The 26728-nt window shown below is 43.1% G+C and carries 17 protein-coding genes and 1 pseudogene; 13 read left to right on the forward strand and 5 right to left on the reverse strand.

The annotated features are described in order from the left end of the window. Positions 1–78 precede the first annotated feature (78 nt). On the forward strand, positions 79–996 hold the full coding sequence (locus tag FTU95_RS06060) for a LysR family transcriptional regulator (RefSeq protein ID WP_005096924.1): 918 nt from the start codon (positions 79–81) through the stop codon (positions 994–996). 501 nt (positions 997–1497) lie between these two features. After that, positions 1498–3705, forward strand: a complete 2208-nt coding sequence (locus FTU95_RS06065) for a TonB-dependent receptor domain-containing protein (protein WP_180049407.1) — start codon at positions 1498–1500, stop codon at positions 3703–3705. Between the two features lie 67 nt (positions 3706–3772). Here the strand turns inward: FTU95_RS06065 and FTU95_RS06070 are convergent, their stop codons facing one another. Together FTU95_RS06070 and FTU95_RS06075 are read right to left on the reverse strand one after the other, a co-directional pair. Beyond that, on the reverse strand, positions 3773–4381 hold the full coding sequence (locus FTU95_RS06070; protein ID WP_005096921.1) for a MarC family protein: 609 nt from the start codon (positions 4379–4381) through the stop codon (positions 3773–3775). A 28-nt stretch (positions 4382–4409) separates the two neighbouring features. Further along, positions 4410–6446 carry a choline transporter gene (locus FTU95_RS06075; protein WP_005096920.1) on the reverse strand — a complete coding sequence of 679 codons (2037 nt, stop codon included), beginning with the start codon at positions 6444–6446 and terminating at the stop codon, positions 4410–4412. A 270-nt stretch (positions 6447–6716) separates the two neighbouring features. Between FTU95_RS06075 and betI the strand changes: the two genes are divergently transcribed. From betI to FTU95_RS06100, 5 genes are all read left to right on the forward strand, one after another. Continuing rightward, positions 6717–7295, forward strand: coding sequence for a transcriptional regulator BetI (gene betI / locus FTU95_RS06080; RefSeq protein WP_005096918.1), 579 nt, complete (start codon positions 6717–6719; stop codon positions 7293–7295). A 21-nt stretch (positions 7296–7316) separates the two neighbouring features. After that, entirely contained in the window at positions 7317–8792 is a 1476-nt protein-coding gene (gene betB, locus FTU95_RS06085) for a betaine-aldehyde dehydrogenase (RefSeq protein ID WP_180077866.1), read from the forward strand. 11 nt (positions 8793–8803) lie between these two features. Further along, a complete protein-coding gene (gene betA, locus FTU95_RS06090; protein WP_005096915.1) occupies positions 8804–10459 on the forward strand; it encodes a choline dehydrogenase in 1656 nt (551 codons plus the stop codon). Positions 10460–10587: 128 nt separating this feature from the next. After that, entirely contained in the window at positions 10588–11358 is a 771-nt protein-coding gene (locus FTU95_RS06095) for a hypothetical protein (protein WP_005096914.1), read from the forward strand. 334 nt (positions 11359–11692) lie between these two features. Then, positions 11693–13894, forward strand: coding sequence for an OsmC domain/YcaO domain-containing protein (locus FTU95_RS06100; RefSeq protein ID WP_180077868.1), 2202 nt, complete (start codon positions 11693–11695; stop codon positions 13892–13894). A 275-nt stretch (positions 13895–14169) separates the two neighbouring features. On the opposite strand, the gene FTU95_RS06105 is transcribed toward FTU95_RS06100, so the two are convergent. Next, a complete protein-coding gene (locus FTU95_RS06105; protein ID WP_180077870.1) occupies positions 14170–15882 on the reverse strand; it encodes an electron transfer flavoprotein-ubiquinone oxidoreductase in 1713 nt (570 codons plus the stop codon). A 209-nt stretch (positions 15883–16091) separates the two neighbouring features. Continuing rightward, a complete protein-coding gene (locus FTU95_RS06110; RefSeq protein ID WP_005096911.1) occupies positions 16092–16928 on the reverse strand; it encodes an IclR family transcriptional regulator in 837 nt (278 codons plus the stop codon). 504 nt (positions 16929–17432) lie between these two features. Here FTU95_RS06110 and FTU95_RS06115 point away from each other — a divergent pair. The 5 genes from FTU95_RS06115 (at position 17433) to FTU95_RS06135 (ending at position 22725) form a co-directional block, all read left to right on the forward strand. Continuing rightward, positions 17433–18587: an acyl-CoA dehydrogenase family protein gene (locus FTU95_RS06115; protein WP_005096910.1), complete on the forward strand. Its 1155-nt coding sequence runs from the start codon at positions 17433–17435 to the stop codon at positions 18585–18587. Between the two features lie 31 nt (positions 18588–18618). Continuing rightward, positions 18619–19818, forward strand: coding sequence for an acyl-CoA dehydrogenase (locus tag FTU95_RS06120; protein WP_005096909.1), 1200 nt, complete (start codon positions 18619–18621; stop codon positions 19816–19818). Positions 19819–20073: 255 nt separating this feature from the next. After that, positions 20074–21354: an MFS transporter gene (locus FTU95_RS06125; protein WP_004646972.1), complete on the forward strand. Its 1281-nt coding sequence runs from the start codon at positions 20074–20076 to the stop codon at positions 21352–21354. 40 nt (positions 21355–21394) lie between these two features. Continuing rightward, on the forward strand, positions 21395–22066 hold the full coding sequence (locus FTU95_RS06130) for a 3-oxoacid CoA-transferase subunit A (RefSeq protein ID WP_004730985.1): 672 nt from the start codon (positions 21395–21397) through the stop codon (positions 22064–22066). Then, positions 22066–22725, forward strand: coding sequence for a 3-oxoacid CoA-transferase subunit B (locus tag FTU95_RS06135; RefSeq protein ID WP_005096908.1), 660 nt, complete (start codon positions 22066–22068; stop codon positions 22723–22725). The genes FTU95_RS06130 and FTU95_RS06135 overlap by 1 nt, the downstream gene beginning before the upstream one ends. 211 nt (positions 22726–22936) lie before the next feature. Here FTU95_RS06135 and FTU95_RS06140 read toward each other — a convergent pair. Beyond that, positions 22937–23877, reverse strand: a pseudogene (locus FTU95_RS06140) (IS5 family transposase). Positions 23878–24019: 142 nt separating this feature from the next. On the opposite strand from FTU95_RS06140, the gene FTU95_RS06145 reads away from it, so the two are divergent. Beyond that, the gene (locus FTU95_RS06145) at positions 24020–26599 is read left to right on the forward strand and encodes an EAL domain-containing protein (protein ID WP_180049420.1); all 2580 of its coding nucleotides are present in this window, start codon (positions 24020–24022) and stop codon (positions 26597–26599) included. Positions 26600–26728 lie beyond the last annotated feature (129 nt).

The following is a 26728-nucleotide window of genomic DNA, read 5'->3' on the forward strand; positions in this document are numbered from 1 at the left end:
ACTAAATAGAATAAGAGAAATGGGTTATGCTTAAGACAGATCAAGTGTCATCCGTCTTTTGAATTTCCGGTATTTTCCATGATAGAACTCCGCCATTTAAGAACCCTGACTGCTCTGCGGGAGCATGGCTCCCTGGTTGCAGCCGCAAGTGATTTATGTTTAACACCATCGGCCTTGTCACATCAGCTACGTGAACTCGACCAATGGTTCGGGGTTGAAGTAGTCAATCGGCGTAGTCGCCCTGTGAGCTTTTCTAATGTTGGAGAACGGTTGCTAAACCTGGCAGATGAAATATTACCGCAAGTTCAAATTGCACAGAGTGATATCAGCCGTATTGTGCATGGCCAGACCGGGCGAATTGTTTTTTCTTCTGAATGTCATAGCTGTTTTGACTGGCTAATGCCGCTACTCAATCAATACCGGATGCAATATCCGGATGTAGATCTGGACTTTGCTTCAGGTTTTGAATCGAATCCGCATGAATTATTGCAAACTGGAGAGTTTGATCTGCTGATTACGGCTGATCCGATTGCGCTTAAAGGCATTGAATATTTTCCGATTTTTGAATATGAATCACGCTTGGTTTTATCCAATACCCATCCACTGGTACGTGCGAAAGAGATTACTGTTCAGGAACTTGCTGAAGAAACGCTAGTGACTTATCCGGTGGATAAACACCGTTTGGACATTATGTCGCGCTTGTTTATTCCCGCTAATATTCTACCAAAAGCCATTCGCACCACCGACTTGACTCAAATGCTGATTCAGTTGGTGGCAAGTGGTCGCGGGATTGGTGCATTACCTGATTGGGTGGTCAATGAATATGAGCAGAAAGGCTGGGTGACATCACGCCGTTTAGACTGTGTGGCGCCTGAAGGCTTACGTCGAACTTTATACGCCGGCTATCGCACAGAAGAAAAACAGAAAGATTATTTTGAAGGCTTCTTGAAACAGCTGGATCGGTTTTCCAAGAAAAGACAGGTCTATTACAGCTAATTTGCGAATAGTTAAATATATTTAGTCCGTTATTTTTAAAAATTCTGCATCGTCAGGATTTTTAAAAATTGATTGTTTTTCTCTCAAGGATTTCAATTTTTCTATAAGGTGATGAGGTTAATCTTGTCTACTTTAAATCAGAAAATATACAACTTCGGCCAACTTTCGAAATTAAAGAACTGGTTTGGTCGATTATAAATTTTTCTACTTATCACATTTTGCCAAGTGGAAATACATCTGTACAGAATTAAATTACATATTATTAAATATCAATTACTTAAAAATTAAGTTCTTGGAACTTGTGAGGATGTGGTTTTGATCTTGCAAGTTGATTTTTAATAAAAAGATTAAATAAAATGAAAAAACATACGCTGATCAGTCAATTTTTTGGCAGAAAATAACTCCTGAAAATAACAATGTTGATCTATGCTACAGCATAATTTTTAAACTGATTTCCTCTCATAAAACGGAATCACTTATACAGGACTGTATAAAATCGCCATGCACATGACAAAAATTCCTCTCAAGAAAAGCCCGCTGAGCCTCATGATTCTGTCGATTGTCTCAGGTCATCTTTATGCTGAAACTGCCGTAGAACCGGACAATGTTCAACAGCTGAATACTATTGTGATCAGCGCTGAGCAAAATGCCAATCCGCAGCAGCAATATCAGAAAGAGCTGGCTCAGGTTTCAGGAGGAACGAATTTCATTGGTGAGCAGCAATTAGAACAGCAGCGACTTGCAACCACAGCCGATGTGTTCCGTTTACAGCCAGGAATTTATGCCCAGTCTGCAGGGAATGAAGGTGCAAAAATATCGATCCGTGGCTCAGGAATCAACCGGACTTCAGGTGCACACGCATCCGGTACGCACGTCCTGATTGATGATATTCCATTTACCGGACCGGGTGGTACAGCGTATGAACTGCTAGAACCCTGGTGGATTGATCATGTCGGCGTCTATCGCGGAGCCAATGGCTTTAAACAGGGTGGACTGGCCTTAGGTGGAACAATCAACTATAAATCCAAGACTGGCGCTGATCAGGATGGCTCTGAACTCAAATATGAAATGGGCAGTCATGGTTATCAGAAATATCAGTTTAGTACCGGCCGAAAGCTGGATCAGATGGATTATTATTTGGCGCTGACGGGTACCCAGTTCGATGGGATTCAGGATCATGCTGAAGGCGATGGCAAAGGTCTGGCTTTTAATTTGGGCTATCAAATTAGTCCGGATATCGAAACCCGTTTTTATGCCCGTTACCGTGAGAGCAAGCATTTAACTCCAGGTCGTATTACGCAAGAACAGCTCAAAAATGATCCTGAAGCAGCGAATAGCTTTAATTTAGCGGTAGATGCCAAACGGATTCAGCCAGGCAGTACCTGGTTGGCCAATACTACGACCTGGAATTTACAGGATGATGCTAAACTGACCGGCAGTCTGGCTTATCATCATTATCCGCTGGATTTACGTGAAAGCAGTTATCGTACTAATGTCGATTATGAAGATATTACAGCGCGCTTCCAGTATGAAAGGCCTTATCAGTTTCTAGGTCTGGAGCATCAGGGGCGTATTGCCTTGCGTAGCACCACTCATCGCCCGGACAGTGGGGTTACTGAAACTTTAAGATTTAATACAGAAATTGGTAATCAAACGTATCCGGTAGACACAGTTACCCGCCGCTATACCTATCGTGGTTCAGACAACGTGCTGCAATTTGATCAGGAAACTACATTAAATGATCAGTTCAAATTAGATCTGGGATTGGCAGCTGTGTATACCCATCGGGAAAGTGAAGTTACTTATGCAAATATTCTTCCCGACCCAGATTCAGGTCCTGAGGTAGATCCTAAAGTCAGTCGTTATGAATGGAATTTTGCACCACGACTTGGGTTGACCTATCAGCCGAATGACTCTGTGCAATGGTTTGCCAATTTAAGCCGCAGTATTGAGCCGGCACATCCTTGGGCGATGGCATGGTCTTCACCTTATTATTATCCTAAAGACAATGGAGCTGCATCAAATCGAGTGCGTGCGCCAATCTATTTGGACACGCAAACCGCCAATAGCTTTGAACTGGGCGGACGTGGACAATCGGGCTTTGGAGACTGGGCACTGAGCTACTATTATTCTAAAGTAAAAAATGAACTGTTAACCTCTGAAATGATTAAGGATTATGGAGATACTGTTGATCCCAATACACCAAAGGAAAGAATCGGTGTAGAAGAAAATGCGACGCCAACGATTCATCAAGGGGTGGAGCTAAGCCTGGATACGCCATTGCATGAATCCCGATATGGCGAGCTGCGTCTGCAACAGGCTTATACGCTTAGCGATTTCCAGTATAAAAATGATCCATTGTTTGGCAAGAACCAGTTGCCAGGAATCTCTAAACATCTGTATCAGGCTCAACTGAGTTATGCTTTGAATAATGGCCTCTATATTGGTCTGAATACTGAATATGCATCCAAAATGGCGCATGATTATGCCAATAGCCGTTTCAGTGACGACTATCAGATTTGGGGCATTGACTTAGGTTATGCACCAGAACATCAATCATGGAAAATCTGGATCAACTTTAAAAATATCACCGATGAGAAATATGCTGCGGTCGTGATTCCAGGCCTTAACGACGGTGGGAAAGATGAAGCTCGTTCTTCGCCGGGTGAAGGTTTTTCTACTTATGCCGGTGTGTCATTTAAATTTTAATTATTTAAAAATTAAAAAAAGAGCGGGATATTTCCCGCTCTTTATATTTATCGATAGAAAGGATTTATCAGGTTTCTAATATTCCTGTAATACCTGTCACGATCATATCGATGGCAATGGTACCGATTAAAAGCGCTGCAACACGACCTACAATATCGACATACAGGTCAATATAGTTTGAATACTTGTGCTGTAAATGATCATGCAGGTATTTCATCAGGATCAGCAGACTACAAGTCAGAAACAGGGTAAAGAAAATCACCAGAATGGTTTGCATTAAACTGAGCTGTATACCGGTGATCACAGATGCCGAAATGGTGCCCGGACCAATCATAAACGGCATGGCAATCGTGCCCGCCAGATGACTGGGCGCTCCACGCATCACGCCAATCGTATCAGCACCTTCAAAGACATAACGATAGCCAATCACCAAAAAGATAATACCGCCAAAAATCTGGAAGGACTCAAACCGTACATGCAAGAATTCATTAAAGAAGGCTTCACCGGTTTTTGCAAAAATGATGAACACAATAAAGCTGATCAGACTGCCCTGAATCAATGCCATGTTGAATATTCTTGCGTCGGAATTACGGATAATTCCGAGCATATAAATACTCATCAGAAAAGGATTGAGCAGGGAGAAAAACAGGGCAAATGCATTCAAACTTTCTGACATTATTGATTCCTTCCGTAGTTGAGAGATCCTAGATTTCACGATCCGGGAACAGCGGACGTTTACCTGGGCTGATCCGGTTAATATGCAGATACATCATATGGCGTTCATATTTATCCAGGATGTCATTGATCACCTGTTCCTTACTATAACCGACCAGATCGTTGCCCTGAGAGCCTTCAAACAGATAACTTTCCAGACGATAGTAATAACGTTTGGTTCGTTTACCACGTGAACTGAAATTTGGCGTGTCATAGCGTACCGGCCATATTTCATAGACAAAGTTTTCTTCTTCATCGAGCTGAATGGTCAGATCTAGGTGATACAGTTCAGGTTCTTCCTCAAGTGATTTTTCCTGAATATTGACTTGAATGCCTTTATCAATTAACTCGGTTGCAACCGCCTCGATGGCCGGCTTGCAGACATTGTCCAGCATGGTCCGGGTCTGGGACAGGCTTGGATGCAGCATGACCCGGCTTAGACGCTTCTTCCAGTTCAATATATCCACATTGCCGACCACAGGTGCCGCATTCAGACTGGTACTGGCCTGTCGAAAATCCTCCAGACGTAAGGACTTATATAGTCCCGCCATCACAAAGAAAATGACGAAACTAAAAGGCAGGCCCATAATAATCGTGGTGTTCTGTAATGCTGTTACGCCATTGGCCATGAGCATTGCCAAAGTTAGCAAACCGATGGCAATGGCCCAGAACACACTCAGCCAGCGCGGTGAATCATGCTCAATATTAGTGAATTTGGTGGTGAAATTTCCCAATACCAATGCCCCTGAATCCGCTGAGGTCACATAGAACAGCAAGCCGGTAATGGTGGCGACACCTGCAGTAAACATAAAGCCTGGATACTGCGCCAGCAGATCATAAAAACCATGTGCCGGATTTTCTAAAACTGTCGTAGCAAGTTGAGTATTACCATCAAAAATCACGCTATATAAAGCACTGTTACCGAAAATAGACAACCAGGTCAGGGTAAATAACAGAGGAATAACCAAAGTCCCGGTGACAAATTCACGAATGGTACGACCACGGGAAATACGGGCCAGAAACAGACCGACAAAAGGTGACCAGGCGATCCACCATGCCCAGAAGAACAGGGTCCAGCTATTCATCCATTCTTTCGGTTGTTCAAAAGGGAAACTGGTTAAAGAAAGTTTCGGGAACTGGCTGATATAGTCACCAAAATTCTGAATCAAGGCAGCTAATAAAAACTCGGTATTGCCTACAAACAGAATGAATAGCAGCAGCCCAATTGATACATAGATATTAATTTCAGACAGGATCCGGATGCCTTTATTGACACCGGCAGTGACTGAAATAATAGTAATAATCACAGCAACAGCGATGAGTGCAGCTTGAATCCAGATATTTTCCGGTAAATCAAACAGCACATGCAGGCCATAATTTAATTGCACAACGCCAATCCCGCAGGTGGTGGCAATACCAAAAATCGTGCCGAGTACTGCAGCCGTATCCACAGTATGGCCGATCGGACCATTAATTCTTTTTCCAAAGATCGGATAAAGTGCCGATCGGATGGTGAGCGGTAAATTGTAGCGATAACTGAAATAACCCAGGGCGACCCCAATCAGCGCGTACATACTCCAGCCGGTTAAACCGTAGTGAAATAGGGTCCACACCATGGACTGGCGCGCAGCTTCAAAGGTTTCGCCTTCGCCTACAGGCGGATTCATATAATGGGAAAGTGGTTCCGCCACCGAGAAAAACATCAGGTCAATCCCGATTCCGGCAGAAAATAGCATCGCCGACCAACTCAGCAGGCTAAATTCTGGCTTGGAATGTTTGGGGCCTAATTTAATCTCGCCATAACGGGAACAGGCGATAAAAATGATAAAAACCAGATACAGCGTTGCCGCCAGCAGGTAATACCAGCTAAAGGTACGACTGACCCAGTTTAAAATATTAATAATGACTTGATTAGCTTGTTCATTAAATAAAATGGTGATGATAGAAAACAGCAGAATAAGTGTCGCCGAAAAATAAAAAACTACTTTATTCAGACCATCTTGCATATCTTCTTTTTTCTTTTGCATAAATTCATGACCATCGTTTTGTTGCCGGATGATCTACAGTGCAGTGTGATTTAAAAGCAAAAGCCTGCGGTAAAGCTTCCTTGTTTTCGTTAATTACAAACTTTTGCAAATCCAAAACAAACTGCGCTGTACATCAAGGGTGAGCTGGCACTATAATTTTTATTAATTGAACGTTCAATTAAAAAAGCGTTTATGAATTGTTACATCATTCAGCTATTTGCTCTAGCAGAGTGATTTTTTATTGCTACATCCGTTATTCAGGTTAGTCCTATGCCCAAAGTTGGTATGCAACCGATCCGTCGTCAGCAACTGATCGATGCCACCTTAGCTGCAGTGAATGAGCTAGGTTTTGCAGAAGCTTCAATTAGTCAGATTGCTCAGAGGGCAGGTGTCTCAACCGGCATCATAAGTCATTATTTTCGAGGTAAAAATGGCTTGATTGAAGCCACAATGCGTTACTTATTGCAGCAGTTGGGTAAATCTGTTGCAGAAATGCAGTCCAAAGTCGATGGCGAACCTGAACAACGTTTACTGGCAATTGTGCGTGGCAACTTTGCTGCACCACAAACAGATAAAGCTGCGATGAAAGTATGGCTGGCGTTCTGGGCTAGCAGTTTGCACCAACCTGAATTACATCGTTTACAGCAGATTAATCATTACCGTTTACATTCCAACCTTAAATATGAATTCATGAAAAAGTTGAGTAAAGACCAGGCAGAGAAAGCTGCTCAAGGTTTGGCAGCATTGATTGACGGATTCTGGTTAAGAGGTGCTTTGGTAAATGGCGAAATTGACCCAGAACTGCCGATTGAACTGTGTAGTGAATATATCCGGCAACAACTCAAATAACCCACCTGCGAGGAAATTCCATTGACAACATTCAAACTGCAACGTCCTTATATTCATGGACAATATGTCGATGCAACATCCAATAGCACGTTTCAAACGATTAATCCTGCAACTGGAGAAATTCTGGCAGACGTGCAGGTATGTACGCGAGATGATATCGATCGCGCTGTTGAATCGGCACAGCAAGGACAAAAAGTCTGGGCAGAAATGACGGCGATTCAACGTTCCCGTATTTTGAACAAGGCTGTCGCTATTCTTCGTGAACGTAATGACGAGCTGGCACGTTTAGAAAGTCTCGACAGTGGTAAAGCTTTCAGTGAAACATCCACCGTCGATATTGCAACAGGCGCAGATGTACTCGAATACTATGCAGGTATTTTGCCAGCATTAGAAGGCCAGCAAATCCCGCTCAGAAGCAGTTCGTTTGTCTATACCCGCCGTGAACCTTTGGGTGTGGTTGCTGGGATTGGTGCGTGGAATTATCCGATTCAAATTGCCTTATGGAAATCTGCACCTGCACTGGCAGCGGGCAATGCCATGATCTTTAAAGCCAGTGAAATAACGCCTTTAACTGCGCTAAAACTGGCAGAAATTTATACTGAAGCCGGTGTGCCGCATGGTGTATTTAATGTGGTAACCGGTAGTGGTGAAATTGGTGGCTATCTGACTTCACATCCGGACATAGCCAAAGTTTCATTTACCGGTGGTGTCGCGACCGGCAAAAAAGTCATGGCCCAAGCTGCGAATTCCAGCCTGAAAGAAGTGACTATGGAGCTGGGTGGAAAATCCCCGCTAATTATCTGTGAAGATGCCGATCTGGATCTGGCAGCAGATATAGCCATGATGGCCAACTTCTACAGTTCCGGTCAGGTCTGTACCAATGGTACCCGCGTATTTGTACCTTTAGCCTTGAAAGCCGAATTTGAAGAAAAGATTCTGCAGCGTATTCCTTATATCCGGATGGGGGATCTACTTGATCCTGAAACCAATTTTGGTCCAGTGTCCAGCTTCTCTCATATGGAAAAAGTGTTGGGCTATATTGAAAAGGGCAAGATCGAAGGTGCACGCTTATTGTGTGGTGGCGGCCGTGCTGAAGATGAGCAGTTTGCTCAAGGCGCTTATGTGCTACCAACGGTATTTACTGATTGCCGTGACGACATGACCATTGTCCGTGACGAAATCTTTGGTCCAGTCATGAGTATTCTGAGTTATGACTCAGAAGAAGAGGCGATTCGTCGTGCCAATGACACCGAGTATGGTTTGGCAGCTGGTGTCGTGACACCAAATCTGGCACGTGCGCACCGTATTATTCATCAAATCGAAGCCGGCATTTGCTGGATTAATACCTGGGGCGAATCACCGGCAGAAATGCCAGTGGGTGGTTATAAACATTCGGGTGTCGGTCGCGAGAATGGTATTGTCACGCTACAGCAATATACCCAGACCAAGTCAGTGCAAGTTGAACTTAGTCCTTTCCAGTCTGTATTTAGCGCATAAGGGAGGATTGGATGAATTACGATTATATTATTATCGGCGCAGGTTCGGCAGGAAATGTGCTAGCAGCGCGTTTAACTGAAGATCCGGATGTAAAGGTCCTGTTGCTGGAAGCGGGTGGACCAGATTATCGTCTAGATTTCAGAACACAAATGCCGGCTGCATTAGCTTATCCATTACAGGGACGACGCTATAACTGGGCCTATCTGACCGACCCCGAACCCCACATGAACAATCGCCGTATGGAATGCGGCCGTGGTAAAGGTCTGGGCGGATCTTCACTGATTAATGGCATGTGCTATATCCGTGGTAATGCTATGGATCTGGAACAGTGGGCCAGCCTTAAAGGTCTGGAACACTGGAGCTATGCCGAATGTCTGCCGTATTATAAAAAAGCTGAAACCCGCGATATTGGCGGCAATGACTATCATGGCGATTCAGGCCCGGTTTCAGTCGCAACGCCTAAGAATGGTAATAATGAGCTGTTTCATGCCATGGTCGAAGCTGGGGTTCAATCCGGTTATCCACGTACTGATGACCTGAATGGCTATCAGCAGGAAGGTTTTGGGCCGATGGACCGTACCGTAACGCCGCAAGGCCGTCGTTCCAGTACAGCACGTGGTTATCTGGATATGGCCAAAGGCCGGGATAATCTCACGATTATTACTCACGCCATGACCAACCGGATTCTGTTTAATCGTAATCAGGCAATTGGTGTGGAATATTTTGAAGGACAAAATACCTTACAGCCGATTCAGGTCTTTGCGGATCGTGAAGTATTGCTATGTGCGGGTGCAATTGCCTCACCGCAAATCCTGCAACGCTCCGGTGTAGGTCCGGCCGAACTGTTAAAAAGTCTGGATATTCCTGTGGTTCAGGAGTTGCCTGGTGTGGGTGAAAACCTGCAAGACCATCTGGAAATGTACCTGCAATATAAATGCAAAAAACCGGTTAGCTTATATCCGGCACTCAAGTGGTATAACCAGCCGATGATTGGCGCTGAATGGTTATTTTTAGGTAAAGGTATTGGAGCCAGCAACCAGTTTGAAGCCGGTGGTTTTATCCGCTCTTCCGACGAATTTGAATGGCCCAATATCCAGTATCATTTCCTGCCTGTGGCGATTAATTATAATGGCACCAATGCCATTCATGAACATGGTTTTCAGGCTCATGTGGGCTCTATGCGTTCGCCGTCACGTGGCCGTGTTCGTCTGAAATCCAAAGACCCGTTTGAGCATCCAAGTATTCTGTTCAACTATATGAGTACCGAGCAGGACTGGCGTGAATTCCGCGATGCCATCCGCATTACCCGGGAAATCATGCATCAGCCGGCATTAGATCCCTATCGTGGTGAAGAAATCAGTCCGGGAAAACATCTACAAACAGATGCTGAAATTGATGAATTTGTTCGTAATCATGCAGAAACTGCGTATCATCCATCGTGTAGCTGTAAAATGGGTGAGGATGACATGGCGGTTGTCGATGGTTATGGACGCGTACATGAAATGCAGGGTCTGCGCGTGATTGATGCCTCGATCATGCCTTTGATCATTACCGGCAACCTCAATGCAACTACGATTATGATCGCTGAAAAACTGGCAGACCATATTCGTGGCAAGCCTGCTCTTGCGCCTTCATCTGCACCTTTTTACAAGGCGCCTCGCGCTTAAATCATGGTTTTATTCCTGTTGTCTAGCAAAGCAGGAGTAAAGCGAATTTCAATTTTGTCCCAAAGCGGAGATAAAACCTCGACTGCTTTCGATTTTATCTCCGCTTTGCTTAATACATTTTATATTTTATGAAAATATTCAATCAAACAGTGCTGTTTGGCTGCGCTGCTGTTTCAAGTTTTTACTGTTATGCCGATGATGCGGAAGTAAAAAAAATAGAAGCAAGCGGAAACTTGAGTGTGGTATCCAAATATGTATCCCGTGGTTTGACCAATGCACCTGAAAATGACGACGTTGCTGTACAGGCAGGGCTGAATCTAGCTTACGGCAATTTTTATGTCGGATATTGGGGATCTACGCTTGGATATTCTTATGCAGAAGTGCAGGGGCGTCAGGGACATCGTTCAGACAAATTCGAGCATGATTTTCTGGTGGGTTATACCCATAGCAGCGAAAATTATGACTGGGATCTATGGAACGCAACCTATTATTATCCGGGCGGCAAGCATACTACCGGAAATGAGCTGGGTTTAAATGTAAGTCGTACGTTGAATGATCAGACCAGTATCGGTGCCAGCGTATCAACCTATCTCTATGATGTGGCTTATGCCAATCAGGGCGATACTTTTTATACACTTAACCTGAGCCATCAATTGAATGATCGCCTGAATGCCAGCGTTACGGCAGCAGGGAGCTATTTTAACGATGAAGGCAAATATGAGGGCGGTGAACTGGGCGATACCGAAAAGCAGTTTACCTTTCGTTATGCTTCTGCCGGACTCAGTTATGCGCTTTTACCGCAGTTGAGTGTGTCGGGTGAATATATCTTTGGCGGTTATGACCGCTATGCTGACAAGCAGCGTAATCTTGCAGTATTTGCCCTGAGTTATGATTTCTAAGATTATCTCAGACTAGGCAGGTGAAAATCTGCCTCATCCGCAACCTTGATTGATCATATAATTCATGACTTGAAGTAGATTCATGCTCCTGTAGCTCAGGAAAGACTGAGGGCCTAGTTTAATCTGCCAGAATTTCAGACAAACATTATCAATTTCATAAAATAATTCTATAATAGCGGCCATTCTCGGCAGCGTTATCCAGACACTTAGTCAAATGGCATAACCTGACCATTTTCTATTTTTCATTCAAGTTCTCCTCCGTGAACCGGCTTGTATATTCAGATTCAGCATCTTATCTGTCCGTGACGGCACATAAGAATATTTAGGTATCCACATGGAAATTAAGGTCAATTATCTCGATAATCTACGCCAGGAAGCCAAGTTCGATGACTTCACGGTGATTGCCGATCAGCCGATCCGCTATAAAGGCGATGGTTCGGCACCTGGCCCATTCGATTATTTTCTGGCGTCGTCGGCACTTTGTGCGGCTTATTTTGTCAAAGTATATTGTGCAGCACGTGATATTCCGACTGATAATATCCGCCTTTCGCAAAATAATATTGTTGATCCTGAAAACCGCTATAAACAGATTTTTAAAATTCAGGTGGAACTGCCGGCTGATATTTCTGAAAAAGATCGCCAAGGAATTTTACGTTCGATCGACCGTTGTACCGTCAAGAAAGTAATTCAAACCGGTCCTGAATTTGTCATTGAAGAAGTGGAAAGTATCGATGCAGATGCTCAAGCCTTGTTAATGCCAAGTCTGGCTTCTGATCATACGACTTTCATTCCGGGTAAAGACCTTCCGCTGGAAGAAACCATTGCCAATATGTCTGCAATTCTGGCAGGCCTTGGCATGAAGATTGAAATTGCGTCTTGGCGTAATATCGTGCCGAATGTCTGGTCATTGCATATTCGTGATGCGCAGTCGCCAATGTGTTTTACCAATGGTAAGGGCTCGACCAAAGAAAGTGCGCTGGCATCTGCCTTGGGTGAATTTATTGAGCGTCTAAACTGCAACTTCTTCTATAACGACCAGTTCTGGGGTGAGGATATTGCCAATGCCGAATTTGTGCATTATCCAGATGAAAAATGGTTCCAGCCAGGTCCGAATGGCGAACTACCTATAGAAGTTTTAGATGAACATACCCGTGAAATTTATGATCCTGAAGATGAATTATTGGGTACACATTTATATGACACCAACTCTGGGAACAAGGCTGGTGGCATCTGCTCATTGCCATTTGTACGTCAATCTGATGGTGAAACCGTTTATTTCCCGTCCAATCTGATTGAAAACTTATACCTGAGCAATGGGATGAGCGCCGGGAATACGCTGGCTGAAGCTCAAGTACAATGTCTGTCTGAAATTTTCGAACGTGCGGTAAAACGTGAAATTCTGGAAGGTGAACTCACACTTCCGGATGTGCCTGAGCATGTTCTGGCAAAATATCCAAAAATTGTTGAAGGCATTAAAGGTCTGGAAGAACAGGGCTTCCCGGTTCTGGTCAAGGATGCTTCTTTAGGCGGTCAGTTCCCGGTCATGTGTGTCACCTTGATGAACCCACGTACCGGTGGTGTATTTGCCTCATTTGGTGCCCATCCTAACTTTGAAGTGGCATTAGAACGCAGTCTGACTGAGTTGTTACAAGGCCGTAGTTTTGAAGGCCTGAATGATCTGCCAAAACCAACTTTTAGCAGCAATGCAGTGACTGAACCGAATAACTTTGTTGAGCATTTCATCGACTCGAGCGGTGTAGTGTCTTGGCGTTTCTTCAGCGCGAAATCAGATTATGATTTTGTCGAGTGGGATTTCACTAATAACGCTCAAAATTCGAATGCGGACGAAGCTCAGGAATTATTCACGATTCTGGAAGACATGGGCCATGAAGTTTATATGGCGGTGTATCAGCATCTAGGTGCAACAGCTTGCCGTATTCTGGTACCGGGCTATTCGGAAATTTATCTGGTAGAAGATCTGGTTTGGGACAATACCAACAAGGCTTTGTTATATCGTGAAGATATCCTGAATCTGCACCGTCTGAATGATGAACAATTGGAAGCATTGGTTGAGCGTCTGGAAGAAGCAGATGAGGATGACTATACCGAAATCAAAACCTTGATCGGTATCGAGTTCGATGAAAATACTGAATGGGGCCAACTCACTATTCTTGAACTGAAACTGCTGATTTATGTGGCTTTGCAGCAATTTGAAGAAGCCAAAGATCTGGTTGAGCAGTTCCTGCAGTTCAATACCAATACCGTTGAACGTGGCCTGTTCTACCAGTGCATGAATGTCGTTCTGGAGGTCATTCTGGATGATGAAATGGAACTGGAAGATTATGAACACAACTTCCGTCGTATGTTTGGTGATGCCCGTATGGATGCCGTTTTAGGTTCAATTGAAGGAACAGTCCGTTTCTATGGTTTGACCGAAACCAACATGCAGCTTGAAGGGCTGGATCGTCATCTACGTTTAATTGACAGCTATAAGAAATTGCATGCAGCGCGTGCCAAGTTTGTGGCTCAGCAATAATCCATAGAAGAATGACTAAAATTTTTCGTCATTTGTTTTAAATCTTAAAGATGGCTTACTCGGTTTCGAGTAGGCCATTTTTATCTGTGACCCTATATGCAATCTTTTCTATTTTTCTATTTTTCTATTTTTCTATTTAAAAATTTATTAATCCCAGCTCCCGAGGGAACTGGGATTACCTAAAAAATTAAAGTGAAGTGTTAGTACTAACTGCTTCAAGATTGGGTATGTGAATGTGAGAAATAAATATATTTTTCTTCTTCACAGGAATTACCTTACATATTCGGGTAATTCGGACCACCACCACCTTCCGGTGTTACCCAGGTGATGTTCTGGGACGGATCCTTGATATCACAGGTCTTGCAGTGCACACAGTTGGCTGCATTGATCTGGAAGCCTTTTGAACCATCATTATTCTCCATGATCTCATAAACACCCGCCGGGCAGTAACGCTGCGCAGGCTCATCCCATGTCGGTAGATTTACTTCTACCGGAATTGAAGCATCGGTCAGTTTCAAATGTGCTGGCTGGTTCTCTTCATGCACGGTATTCGATACAAACACCGAAGACAGACGGTCAAAGGTCAGCTTACCATCCGGTTTTGGATAGTTCGGCTTGAAGCTTTCAGCTGCCTGGGTTTTTAACGCAGCATGGTCCTGAACCAGATCATGCAGGGTGAACGGCACTTTAAATATGTTCTGGTCGATGAAATTGAATGCACCTCCCATCCATTGACCGAACTTGTGCATGGCAGGACCGAAGTTACGTGAGTTATACAGCTCTTCTTTCAGCCAGCTGTTGTTGAACTTGTCGGTATACGTGGTCAGTTCTTTGACAAAGAAATCTTCGCCTTCCACTACACGTGCCACCGCCAGATCACCGCCTTTTTCTACACCGGCAGCAATCGCTTCAAACACCGCTTCACCGCAGAGCATGCCGGATTTCATTGCAGTGTGTGAGCCCTTGATCTTGGCAAAGTTCAGGAAGCCGGCATCATCACCAATCAAAGAACCACCCGGGAAGGTGAATTTTGGTAATGAGTTAAAACCACCTTTGGTCACAGCACGCGCACCATAAGAAATACGCTTACCACCTTCCAGATACTGCTTGATCAATGGATGGGTTTTCCAGCGCTGCATTTCCATGAAGGGATACATATGCGGGTTGGTGTAAGACAGATCTACGATCATGCCCAGAGTCACCTGGTTATTCTCAGCATGGTATAACCACCAGCCACCTGAAGAACCAGTTTCATTTAGTGGCCAGCCGGCACCGTGCATCACCAGACCCGGTTTATGCTTGGCAGGATCGATTTCCCAAAGCTCTTTAATGCCGATACCGTAATGTTGCGGATCCGCGTCCTTGTCCAGGTTGAACTTTTGGATCAGACGTTTACCTAAATGACCACGGCAACCTTCTGCAAAAATCGTATATTTGGCATGCAGTTCATAACCCGGGGTAAAGTTATGTGTTGGTTCGCCATCTTTACCAATACCCATGTCACCGGTTTGAATGCCTTTGACTGTGCCATCTTCATGATAAAGAATTTCAGAGGCGGCAAAGCCCGGGAAGATTGACACTTCGAGTTCTTCAGCTTTCTGGCCTAACCAGCGCACCACGTTGCCGAGCGAGATGACATAGTTGCCATCATTGTGCATGGTTTTAGGCACCATCCAGTGTGGTGCTTCCTGTGATTTTTCATCTGACAGCAGGAAGAAGGTTTTATCTTCAGTCACCGGAACATTCAGCGGGGCACCCTGTTCTTTCCAGTCTGGGAACAGCTCGTTCATGGCACGCGGTTCAAGCACAGCACCAGACAGAATATGTGCACCGACTTCGGAGCCTTTTTCTACGACACAAACGGACAGATCGTTTAAGTTGTTTTCAATTGCAAGTTGACGAATTTTGATCGCAGCAGAAAGACCCGCAGGGCCTGCGCCTACGATGACGACGTCAAACTCCATCGATTCTCTTATTATATCTTCCATAATGTAAAATCCAATTTCGCTATACGATATTTATAGCATTATCTAAATCGGTTATGAAGTTTATTTTTGATCTTTTTATTTGAAATAGGACTTTATCTATTTCACAGCATTAAAAAAGGTTTGCGGCAAATTCTGGGTAAAGTAAGAAGATGTGTAGACTGAGTATTCAATAAAAAGAGCGACTTAATGTCGCTCTGATGATTAATTTTTTATATGTTATTGAGATTCATCGCAATATTATTCACCATGTGAATCAGACGTGGTCCAATTTCATTTTCCAGTTTTTCTTGGTTTAACAGATAACTTGGAGCACCACAGTTAAATGTTAAAATTCCATGTTTGGGATGAACTAGTGGAACTGCCACGGAATTCACATCTTTTGCCCAGTCACCTAGAGACAGACAGTAGCCATAATCCTGATAATCACGGATTGCACGTTCCAGATTACGCTTGATGGTTAGCCACTGATCTTCGTTTCTTTTCTTGATCGCGTCAAATAAATATTCGCGTTCCTTTACATCCATCGCTGCCAGACAGGCGCGTCCCATGGCACTGCTATGAATCGGTAAAGTCGAACCGACAGGGCGGCGCATGGTCAGCGTCGATTCTGTATGTACCACTTCCAGATAAATCATGCTCAAACGGTCACGGGTAGCCATTGCCACAGGGGCTTGGGAATAGCGTGACATTTCTTCCATAAACGGATAAGCCTGAGTCCGTGCAGAAATATTACTCAAAGCTGCATAGCCTAAAGCCAATACACCAACATCCAATAGATATTTCGTGGTATTTGGCAGTTGTTTTAAATAACCTAAAGAAACCAGGGTGCTGGTAATACGCGCTACAGTCGGCTTGGGCAAGTTGGTTAATTGTGCAATTTCCTGATTACCAAGCAATTGATTGGTCGCTGAAAAGCAACGCAAGATTTCCAATCCACGCGCAATAGACGCAATAAATTGAGGATTATTTTCTCTATGAATATGTGAAATCGGATCTAAACGGATTTCATCAAAGTTGGGAATTTCACCAGTTTTATTTTTTGTCATGGTCAGGGCAATTAAAGTTAAATTAATGAATATGATAGCAACATAATTTCACGATACAAAATAAAACACTTCTACAAAAGATAAAATATAGGAAAAAGTGCCGAAATTATTTGTGGTCGAAAAGAATCCTGTTACCCAACTTTGAAGACAATATAAAATCATCTAGTTTTTGAGGTTTAATACGTAGCCAACACATTTAAAAAGTTTCGATTTCTCCGAAAGAGTCAGTGATCGATAAATATTACAGCAAGAAAAAAGGTTTAATTATCTATTCAAAAAAAACTGATAAATAAAACAACCATCCATCAAAATATTTCGTATCGTGAAATTAAATCTTAAACATAAATTAACTGGAATACCAGAAAAATTTCATTTTTTAGTTAAAATATAAAATTTTTAATAATTTCACTTGCTCAAAATGATTTTATATGATTATTTATTTCGTAATACGAAACAAAAATAAGGGTAAAGGAATTTACCTAAATTATATCCATGGAGATTCATATGATTCGTGATCCGGAAATGCTAGACCAACTTCTGTCAACGATTCGCGATTTTGTAAAAAATGAACTGGTGCCTCTTGAGCATGAAGTAGAAGAGAACAACGCCATTCCTGAACATATTGTGGAACAGATGAAAGAGCTGGGCTTGTTTGGCCTGACGATTCCTGAAGAATATGGTGGTTTAGGCATTACCATGGAAGAAGAAATTCTGGTCGCGATGGAATTAGGTCATACATCGGCTGCCTTTCGCTCTTTAATTGGTACTAACAACGGCATTGGCTCAAGTGGCATTGTAATTGATGGTACAGAAGAGCAAAAACAGAAATATTTACCGCGTTATGCCACGGGCGAAATTATTGGTTCATTCTGTTTGACCGAACCGGATTCAGGCTCAGACGCTGCTGCTTTAAAAACCAGCGCTGTCAAAGACGGCGATTATTATATTTTAAACGGAACTAAACGCTTCATCACCAATGCGCCACGCGCCACGACATTTACCGTGATGGCACGTACCAATCAAGAGATTAAAGGTGCTAGCGGTATTTCAGCATTTTTAGTTGAAGCAGGCACACCTGGTTTAAGCCTAGGTAAAATTGACAAGAAAATGGGTCAGCATGGTTCTTATACCTGTGATGTAATTTTTGATAACTGTAAAGTGCATAAAGATCAGCTGATTGGCGGTGTAGAAGGAATTGGCTTTAAAACAGCTATGCGTGTGCTGGATAAGGGCCGTCTGCACATTGCCGGTTATAGCGTGGGCATGGCAGAGCGTATGCTGGAAGACGCACTTAACTATGCAGTGGAACGCAAACAGTTTGGTCAGCCCATTGCGAATTTCCAGCTGATCCAGGGTATGTTGGCAGACTCTAAAGCCGAGATTTATGCAGCCAAATGTATGGTGCTGGATGCTGCGCGTCTGCGTGATGCTGGTCAAAATGTTACGACTGAAGCCTCTTGTGCAAAAATGTTTGCAACCGAAATGTGTGGTCGAGTAGCTGATCGCTGTTTGCAGATTCATGGCGGAGCGGGTTATATCAGTGAATATTCAATTGAACGTTTTTACCGTGATGTGCGTTTGTTCCGTTTATATGAAGGAACCACACAAATCCAGCAAATTATTATTGCGCGTGAAATGATTAAACAGGCAACCGCCTAATCTCATAATTTTAAAATAAGGAAATATTAAAATGACGACAAAAATTAGATTTGATTGGCAAGACCCGTTTTTAATCGAACAGCAACTGACGTCAGAAGAGCGCATGATCCGCGATGCAGCGGCAGCGTACTGTCAAGACAAACTGATGCCGCGTGTACTGGAACAGTTCCGCCATGAAAAAACTGATCCGGCCATTTTCCGTGAGATGGGTGAACTTGGTCTGCTAGGCCCAACCATTCCAGAACAGTATGGTGGTGCAGGTTTAAATTATGTCAGTTATGGTCTGATTGCCCGTGAAGTTGAACGTGTCGATTCAGGTTATCGCTCAATGGCCAGCGTACAAAGTTCTCTGGTGATGGTACCCATTAATGAATTTGGTTCTGAAGAGCAAAAGCAAAAGTATTTACCAAAATTAGCAACCGGTGAATATATTGGTTGCTTCGGCTTGACCGAGCCAGATCATGGTTCTGATCCGGGTAGCATGATTACCCGTGCTAAAAAAGTCGAGGGTGGTTACCGCTTAACAGGCGCAAAAATGTGGATTACCAACAGCCCGATTGCCGATGTATTTGTAGTTTGGGCCAAAGAAGTATCTGCTGAAGGCAATGTCGGTGACATTCGTGGCTTTATTTTAGAAAAAGGCTGGGAAGGGCTTTCTGCTCCAGCAATTCACGGCAAAGTGGGTCTACGTGCCTCAATCACCGGTGAAATTGTGATGGATAATGTCTTTGTACCGGAAGAAAATGCATTTCCAGAAGTACGTGGCTTAAAAGGTCCATTTACCTGTCTGAACAGTGCCCGTTACGGGATTGCCTGGGGTGCGATGGGCGCAGCAGAATTCTGCTGGCATACCGCGCATCAATACACCATGGACCGTAAACAGTTTGGCCGACCACTCGCTGCGAATCAGCTGATCCAGAAGAAACTGGCAGATATGCAAACTGAAATTGCCCTTGGCTTACAGGTGGCTTTACGTTTTGGCCGCATGAAAGATGAGGGCATTGCTTCAGTTGAAGGTACGTCTTTAATTAAGCGTAATAACTGCGGCAAGGCACTGGATATTGCCCGTTTGGCCCGTGACATGATGGGTGGAAATGGCATTAGCGATGAATTCGGTGTGGCCCGTCATCTGGTTAATCTGGAAGTGGTAAATACCTATGAAGGTACCCATGATGTACATGCCCTGATTTTAGGTCGTGCACAAACCGGAATTGCAGCCTTTTGCAACTAAACCTGACATCAACCTCTAGCCAGCATTGCTGGCTAGATTGTTTTACGGGTTTAAGAATTGTGCTTAATCACATCTTTCAATGTATTGCTACGTGATTTCTGCAGAGAAAATTTATCAAGAACTTTGAAAATCATCTTCATACCACTTTGTTCAAGTGTGGTAATGATCAGTAAATATTCTATATTTCACCTAAATAATTAAGTGAAATATGCGTTTTAAAAAGGCACAGGAGTGCCGAAAAGTAGAAAGAGCATTATGGATACGATCAGTTCACAACAACACCCAGTGGAAGGTGGAAACGAACCCAAGCAAAGAGTCTGGATTCTGGCCTTTATTTTCTCATTTTTAGCATTACTGGTTGATGGTGCTGATATTGCGTTATTAGCCTACAGTCTGACCAGTCTGAAACAAGAGTTTTCATTAAGTAATATGCAGGCCGGTGCCTTAGGGAGCTGGACGCTTGCAGGCATGGCTATCGGCGGTTTTTTTGGTGGCTGGGCTTGTGACCGTTTTGGCCGGGTTCGTGTGATCGTCATTGCCATTGCATTATTTTCTTCATTAACCTTCTGGTTAGGATTCGTAGAAAGTTATGATCAGTTCAAATGGCTGCGCTTTACGTCTGCGATTGGACTAGGTGCTCTATATATTGCCTGTAACACACTCATGGCAGAGTATGTACCCACCAAATATCGCTCTACAGTATTGGCAACGCTTATGACTGGCTGGACTTTAGGCTCGGTGGTCGCAACTGTTCTGGCTGGATGGCTATTGCCTGAATTTGGCTGGCGATACCTCTATTATATTGCCATTATTCCAATTGTACTGGCCTTCGCGATGTACTTCTTGGTGCCTGAGCCGAAAGCCTGGTTAGATGCGCGTAAAGCACGCCTGGATGCAAAAGCCAGTGGTATTCTGCAGGAAAAACCAAAAAATACTTTTAAAATGATTTTTGAAGATGCACTTAGCCGCCGCATGTTTATCCTCTGGTCCTTCAGTACCGCATTTTTACAGTTTGGCTATTATGGAGTCAGCAACTGGCTACCGGCGTATTTAGAGACTGATCTGGGAATCAAGTTTAAAGAAATGACCATGTATATGATCGGGACTTTCCTGATCATGATGTGTACCAAAGTTATTGCCGGTTTTATCGCTGACCGGATTGGCCGTCGTGCGGTATTTGCTTTCGGCACTATGGGTACTGCAATTTTTATCCCTGTGATTGTCTTTGGTAATACGCCGGATAATATCCTCTGGCTGATGTTATTTTTCGGTTTTCTCTATGGTATTCCATACGGTATTAATGCGACTTACATGACAGAAAGCTTCTCCACCAAAGTGCGTGGAACAGCAGTGGGTGGGGCATATAACGTAGGCCGACTGGGTGCGGTGTTTGCACCTCTTACCATTGGCTATTTTGCTCAAGGAGGCTCAATTGGTACCGGCTTACTGATTATGGGCATTGCCTATTTTCTTTGCGGCCTGATACCCGCTTTCTTTATTAAAGACCGCTTATTTGATCCACAAAAGGCAGATTAATCTGCACTCGTAATATAGATAGAACATGCTAGGAAACAATATGATGAATAAAATCACGCAGGATATCGAGACGGTACTTAAGCAAATTCCTGATGGTGCACACATTATGACCAGTGGTTTTGGCCTGGCAGGTCAGCCGGTAGAATTAATCGAAGCATTAATTGACTTTGGTCCTAGAGACTTAACCATTATTAACAACAATGCAGCTTCTGGAGATCGTGGTCTAACCAATCTGCTGTTGTCTGGACTGGTTAAAAAAATGATCTGTTCATTTCCACGGGCCAATAACTCAACCGTCTTTGAAGATCTGTATAAAGCCGGAAAAGTTGAGCTGGAACTGGTGCCACAAGGCAATCTGGCCTGCCGTATTCAGGCAGCCGGTGCAGGCTTAGGAGCTGTTTTTACTCCAACCGGTTTTGGTACCAAAATAGCTGAGGGTAAAGAAACCCGTAATATCAATGGAAAAGATTATGTGCTGGAATATCCGATACATGCTGATTATGCCTTGGTTTATGCCAATCAGGCAGATCAGTGGGGCAACTTGACCTACCGTAAGGCAGCACGGAATTTTGGTCCGATCATGGCCAAAGCAGCAAAAACCACCATTGCACAAGTCCATCAAGTTGTGGAACTGGGAGAACTTGATCCAGAGATCATTGTAACGCCAGGAATTTTTGTACAGCATGTGGTCAAGGTTGGAGATATTAAATAATGAATATTCAAAAACGTAGTCGTGAACAGATTGTAGCTAAAGTTGCACAAGACATTCCAACCGGCTCTTTTGTAAATTTGGGTATTGGTTTACCGACACGCGTAGCAGGTTATTTAAAACCTGAACAAGGAGTAATTCTACACTCGGAAAATGGCGTTTTAGGTTTTGCTGCATTGAGTGATCCTGAACAGGCAGATGATGATCTGATTAACGCCGGCAAAGAACTCGTAAGCATGTTGCAAGGTGGCAGTTTTATGAATTCTGCCGACTCTTTCGATATCATGCGAGGCGGGCATCTGGATATCTGTATCATGGGGGCTTTTCAGGTCGCTATTAATGGTGATCTGGCGAACTGGCATACCGGTAATGCTGATGCTGTACCTGCTGTAGGCGGTGCGATGGATCTGGCAGTGGGTGCTCGCTGTGTCTATGTTTGCATGGAACATGTGACCAAAAACGGTGAGGCAAAAATTGTTGAAGAACTGACTTATCCTCTAACAGGTAAACATTGTGTCAACCGTATTTATACTGATTTGTGTGTGATTGAATTAAAAGACCTACAAGCTCAGGTTATTGAAATAGTGGATGGCTTAAGCTTTGAAGAATTACAACAGCAGACAGGCTGTAAATTAGTGGACAGTCGTCAACAAGCAGCCTAAAAATAAGTCCGCAATATTCTGATTAAGTAAAAGTATAGTTTTAGATCACAGCTTCGGCTGTGATTTTTAAATTTTAGAATTATTATAAAATACACGTAATATTGACCGTATTTCCGTATTTCCGTATTTCCGTATTTCCGTATTTCCGTATTTTAAAGAGGCTTTGTTGCATAAACATTCAAAAGCTGAGTTTTCCCCAATCCATTCAAATTTAAGTGACAACTTGGGTGTGAGGTCTACCTAATTCCGTAAATCTATTCAGAACTGCCACACGCGCATGAACTTCATTGACCTGACTTTGAAAATGTCTTGCCGTCAGCTTATCTCCTAATAATTTGATGCAATGCATCTTGGTTTCCACCAAACTGCGACGGTGATAGCCCGACCATTTTTTCCATAGGGTTCTGCCTAAATGCTTAACCGTTTGAAGTAACTCATTTCGTTCTATTGAACTGATTTTAGAATCTTTCCAGGGCTTGGCATTCTTCCTGGGTGGAATTACTGCATGTGCTTGACGATCTGAAATCACTTGTCTGCAGCACTTCGTGTCGTACGCCCCATCGGTATAGACAGAATCTATTCGCTCATTTGGTGGGATTTGATCCAGTAAATCACCTAGTACTTGTGAATCACTGACATTATTTGTCGTAAGCTGAACGGCACGTATTTGCAGTGTTTCAGCATCTATACCAATATGCAGTTTACGCCATTGCCGACGGTATTCAGGCTGATGTTTCTTACGCTTCCATTCACCTTCACCTAAAAATTTTAAACCCGTAGAGTCGACGAGTAGGTGTAACCCATCACGACTTTTCTGATAGCTTATCGCAATATCAATATGCTTTTGTCGTCTACAGAGGGTGGAGTACGAATATCACTGATATTCGGGGCTGCTCAGCCACAGAGTTTAATCAGGCTTTGAGCAAAGCCAGTGACCATACGTAAAGAAAGACGGAATAGAGATTTGATCATTAAACAGCATTGAATCGCTGTATCGGAATAAGTTTGATTTCGTCCGTGCTTGCCTTGTGGTTGTGCATACCATTGGGTCTTAGGATCAAACCAGATTGAAATATTTCCTCGCTTGATTAAAGCTTGGTTATACGAGGACCAATTGGTTGTACGGTAAGTTTTAGGTGCAGGCTTCTTCATCTGGAAATTATATTGCTAAAGAAGCCCTCAAGAATAGCTTTGTGCAACAAAGCCTTTTAAAGATATAAATACAAACTTTTGCTAATGATTATTTTAATAATAAGTCTAAAATGTTAAGAAGCTAAGGAAGGTGATAGTCTGAATGAATAATAATTGTGATGATCAAGAAATTTTTCATATTTTTAATCTGATTGGTCGCCATACTGAACTTAAGCCTATCCTCGATGTCATTAGCCAGTGGCTTGAATCGCGCATTCCAGATGCGCTTGTCACCATTATGCTCTATCAGGATGACACCCAAACTTTAAATGTTATAAGTGGCAAACAGCACTTTTCAAAAGAGTACTGTAATGCTATTCAAGATTTGAAAATTGGGCCAAATCAAGGATCGTGTGGCGTAGCTGCTTTCTTACGTCAGTTGGTCATTAGTCCGAATTTAATGAAAGACCCAAACTGGCAGTCTTACCGTGCTTTGGTAAATGCAGAAAAATTGTCTAGCTGCTGGTCTATGCCGATTATTAATGCTTCAGATATTTTGTACGGAACGTTTGCCACTTATTATCGAACACCGAAAATACCGACTGAACATCATATTCAGCTTTTACAGCAAGCGGCAAAATTAGTTGCTCTGGCAATTGAGCTTGATCAAGAGCGTCAAAAAAGACATGAGCTTAATGAAAAATACAGCTCATTTTATACCTATCATCCAGATATTATTTTTGAACTTGACCTACAGGGACATGTGCTTAATACCAATATTGCTTGCGAAGAAATTACAGGTTTTTCTAAAGCGCAAATCCATGGTCAGCACTATTGTGCCTTCATACCGCCCGAATTCCATGAACTTGCTAACGTTTCATTTTCAGAAGCGGCGCAAGGTAAATCTCAACATTATGAACTTCCAATTTATAATGTTGCAGGCGATATCTTATGGCTGGATCTGACCAATTTACCGATTATTCAAAATCAGAAAGTCACCGGTATTATTGGCATTGCCCGAGATATTACTGTATCGCGTGAAAACAAGGAGTCTCTACGATTATTAAAACGGGGGGTAGAGGCCAGTCCGAATAGTCTTTTTATTACCGATGTCTCTGAAGAAAGGCTAATGGTGTATGTAAATCCGGCTTTTCTAAAGCTCACCGGTTATACAGCAGCAGAAGTATTAGGACAAAGCTGTTTTTTCTTACAGGGTCCAGATACTGATCCGGATCAGATTGCATTACTCAAGCAAGCGGTCAAAGAACAAAAAGAAATTCAGGTGACTATAAAAAGTTACTGTAAAGATGGTAGCTGGTTCTGGAATCGTTTAACTATAGGTCCTATTTTTGACCAGACAGGAACCTGCACCCATTTTTTGGGGATTCAGGAAGATATTACCCAGCAACGTATTCACGAAGAATATATTCAGCATCAGCATACCCATGACCATTTAACCGGTTTACCGAACCAGTATGCATTCAAACAGATTCTGGAAAATATTTTTGAAGCACAGCACGAGAGCTCACAACCTTTAGTCTTGCTGTATATAGATCTGGATGATTTTAAAAATATCAATGACAGCTTAGGTCATCTGGTGGGTGACCAGATTCTCAAAATTGTAGGCGAGCGGCTGCAAAAATTTGTTCAAGGCAATAATGTGCTATGCCGCTTCGCTGAAGATGAATTTATTTTGCTGCTCTCAGGGACAGATGAGCATACTGAAGTCGAGGCGATCGCCGGAGAAATTCTTGATCTTCTTTCCATGCTGTTTATTGTTGATCAGTACAAAATACATTTAAGTGCCAGTATTGGTATTGTGGCAGATGACAGTTCGATCCATCATTCTTCTGAATTGATCTACCAGTCTGTTTTGGCGATGCAGGAAGCCAAAAGACAAGGTCGTAATATGTGGCAGTGGTATGAAAAAACCAGAATGCAGCCTGTCGCAGAAATAGACTATACCAATCTGCGTCTGGAACTCATGGAAGCGATCAATCAAGAAAATTTTGACCTGTTCTATCAGCCGCTGGTTCATCCTGAAACTGGACTGGTAACAGGTGTAGAAGCTTTAATCCGTTGGTGCCATCCACAGCAGGGTTATATTTCCCCAGCGATTTTTATTCCACTTGCAGAAAGAACTGGGCAAATTATTAGTGTAGGTCAATGGGTATTGGAAAAGGCCTGTTTAGATATTGCCGAGTGGAACAAGACACACAATAGCCAGATCACGGTATCGGTGAATATTTCTCCTTTGCAATTCCGTAGAGCAGGCTTTTTGCAGGTGCTTGAACATGCACTTGAACTCAGTCAATTACCGCCGGAATTACTTAAAATTGAAATCACGGAAGGTGTCATCATTAATGGTGCAGATCGAACCATAGAAATTTTGAAAGCAGTGCGTGCTTTAGGTGTACAGGTCGCCATTGATGACTTTGGCACAGGTTATTCGAGTCTCAGTTATCTGCGTCGCTTGCCGATTAATCAAATCAAGTTAGACCGTAGTTTTATTGAAGAGCTGACCCTCGATGGTCAGGATGCTGCAATTGTGCAATCGATTATTCATCTAGCCCATCAGCTGGATCTGGAAGTTGTCGCGGAAGGGGTCGAAACCGTAAGTCAAGCCAGTTTACTCTATCAACAGGGTTGTGATCTGCTACAAGGCTTCTTTTATGCAAAACCTGCACCTTTAACTGAATTGAAGCCTGTTTATCTCGCAATGGAAAATAGTAAATTGAATTAACTCTAAAAGTTAAGATATCAATATTTTCAACCGCTCTTCAGATAGAAAGGAAACGTTAAACAGGCTTAAAGAATTTTTCTATTTTATCAGCGTATCATCTCTATAATTTATGCTCGGTACAGAAAGCGG

This window comes from Acinetobacter sp. YH12208, from assembly GCF_013418055.1.
In the GTDB taxonomy this organism is placed as follows: Bacteria; Pseudomonadota; Gammaproteobacteria; order Pseudomonadales; family Moraxellaceae; genus Acinetobacter; species Acinetobacter pseudolwoffii.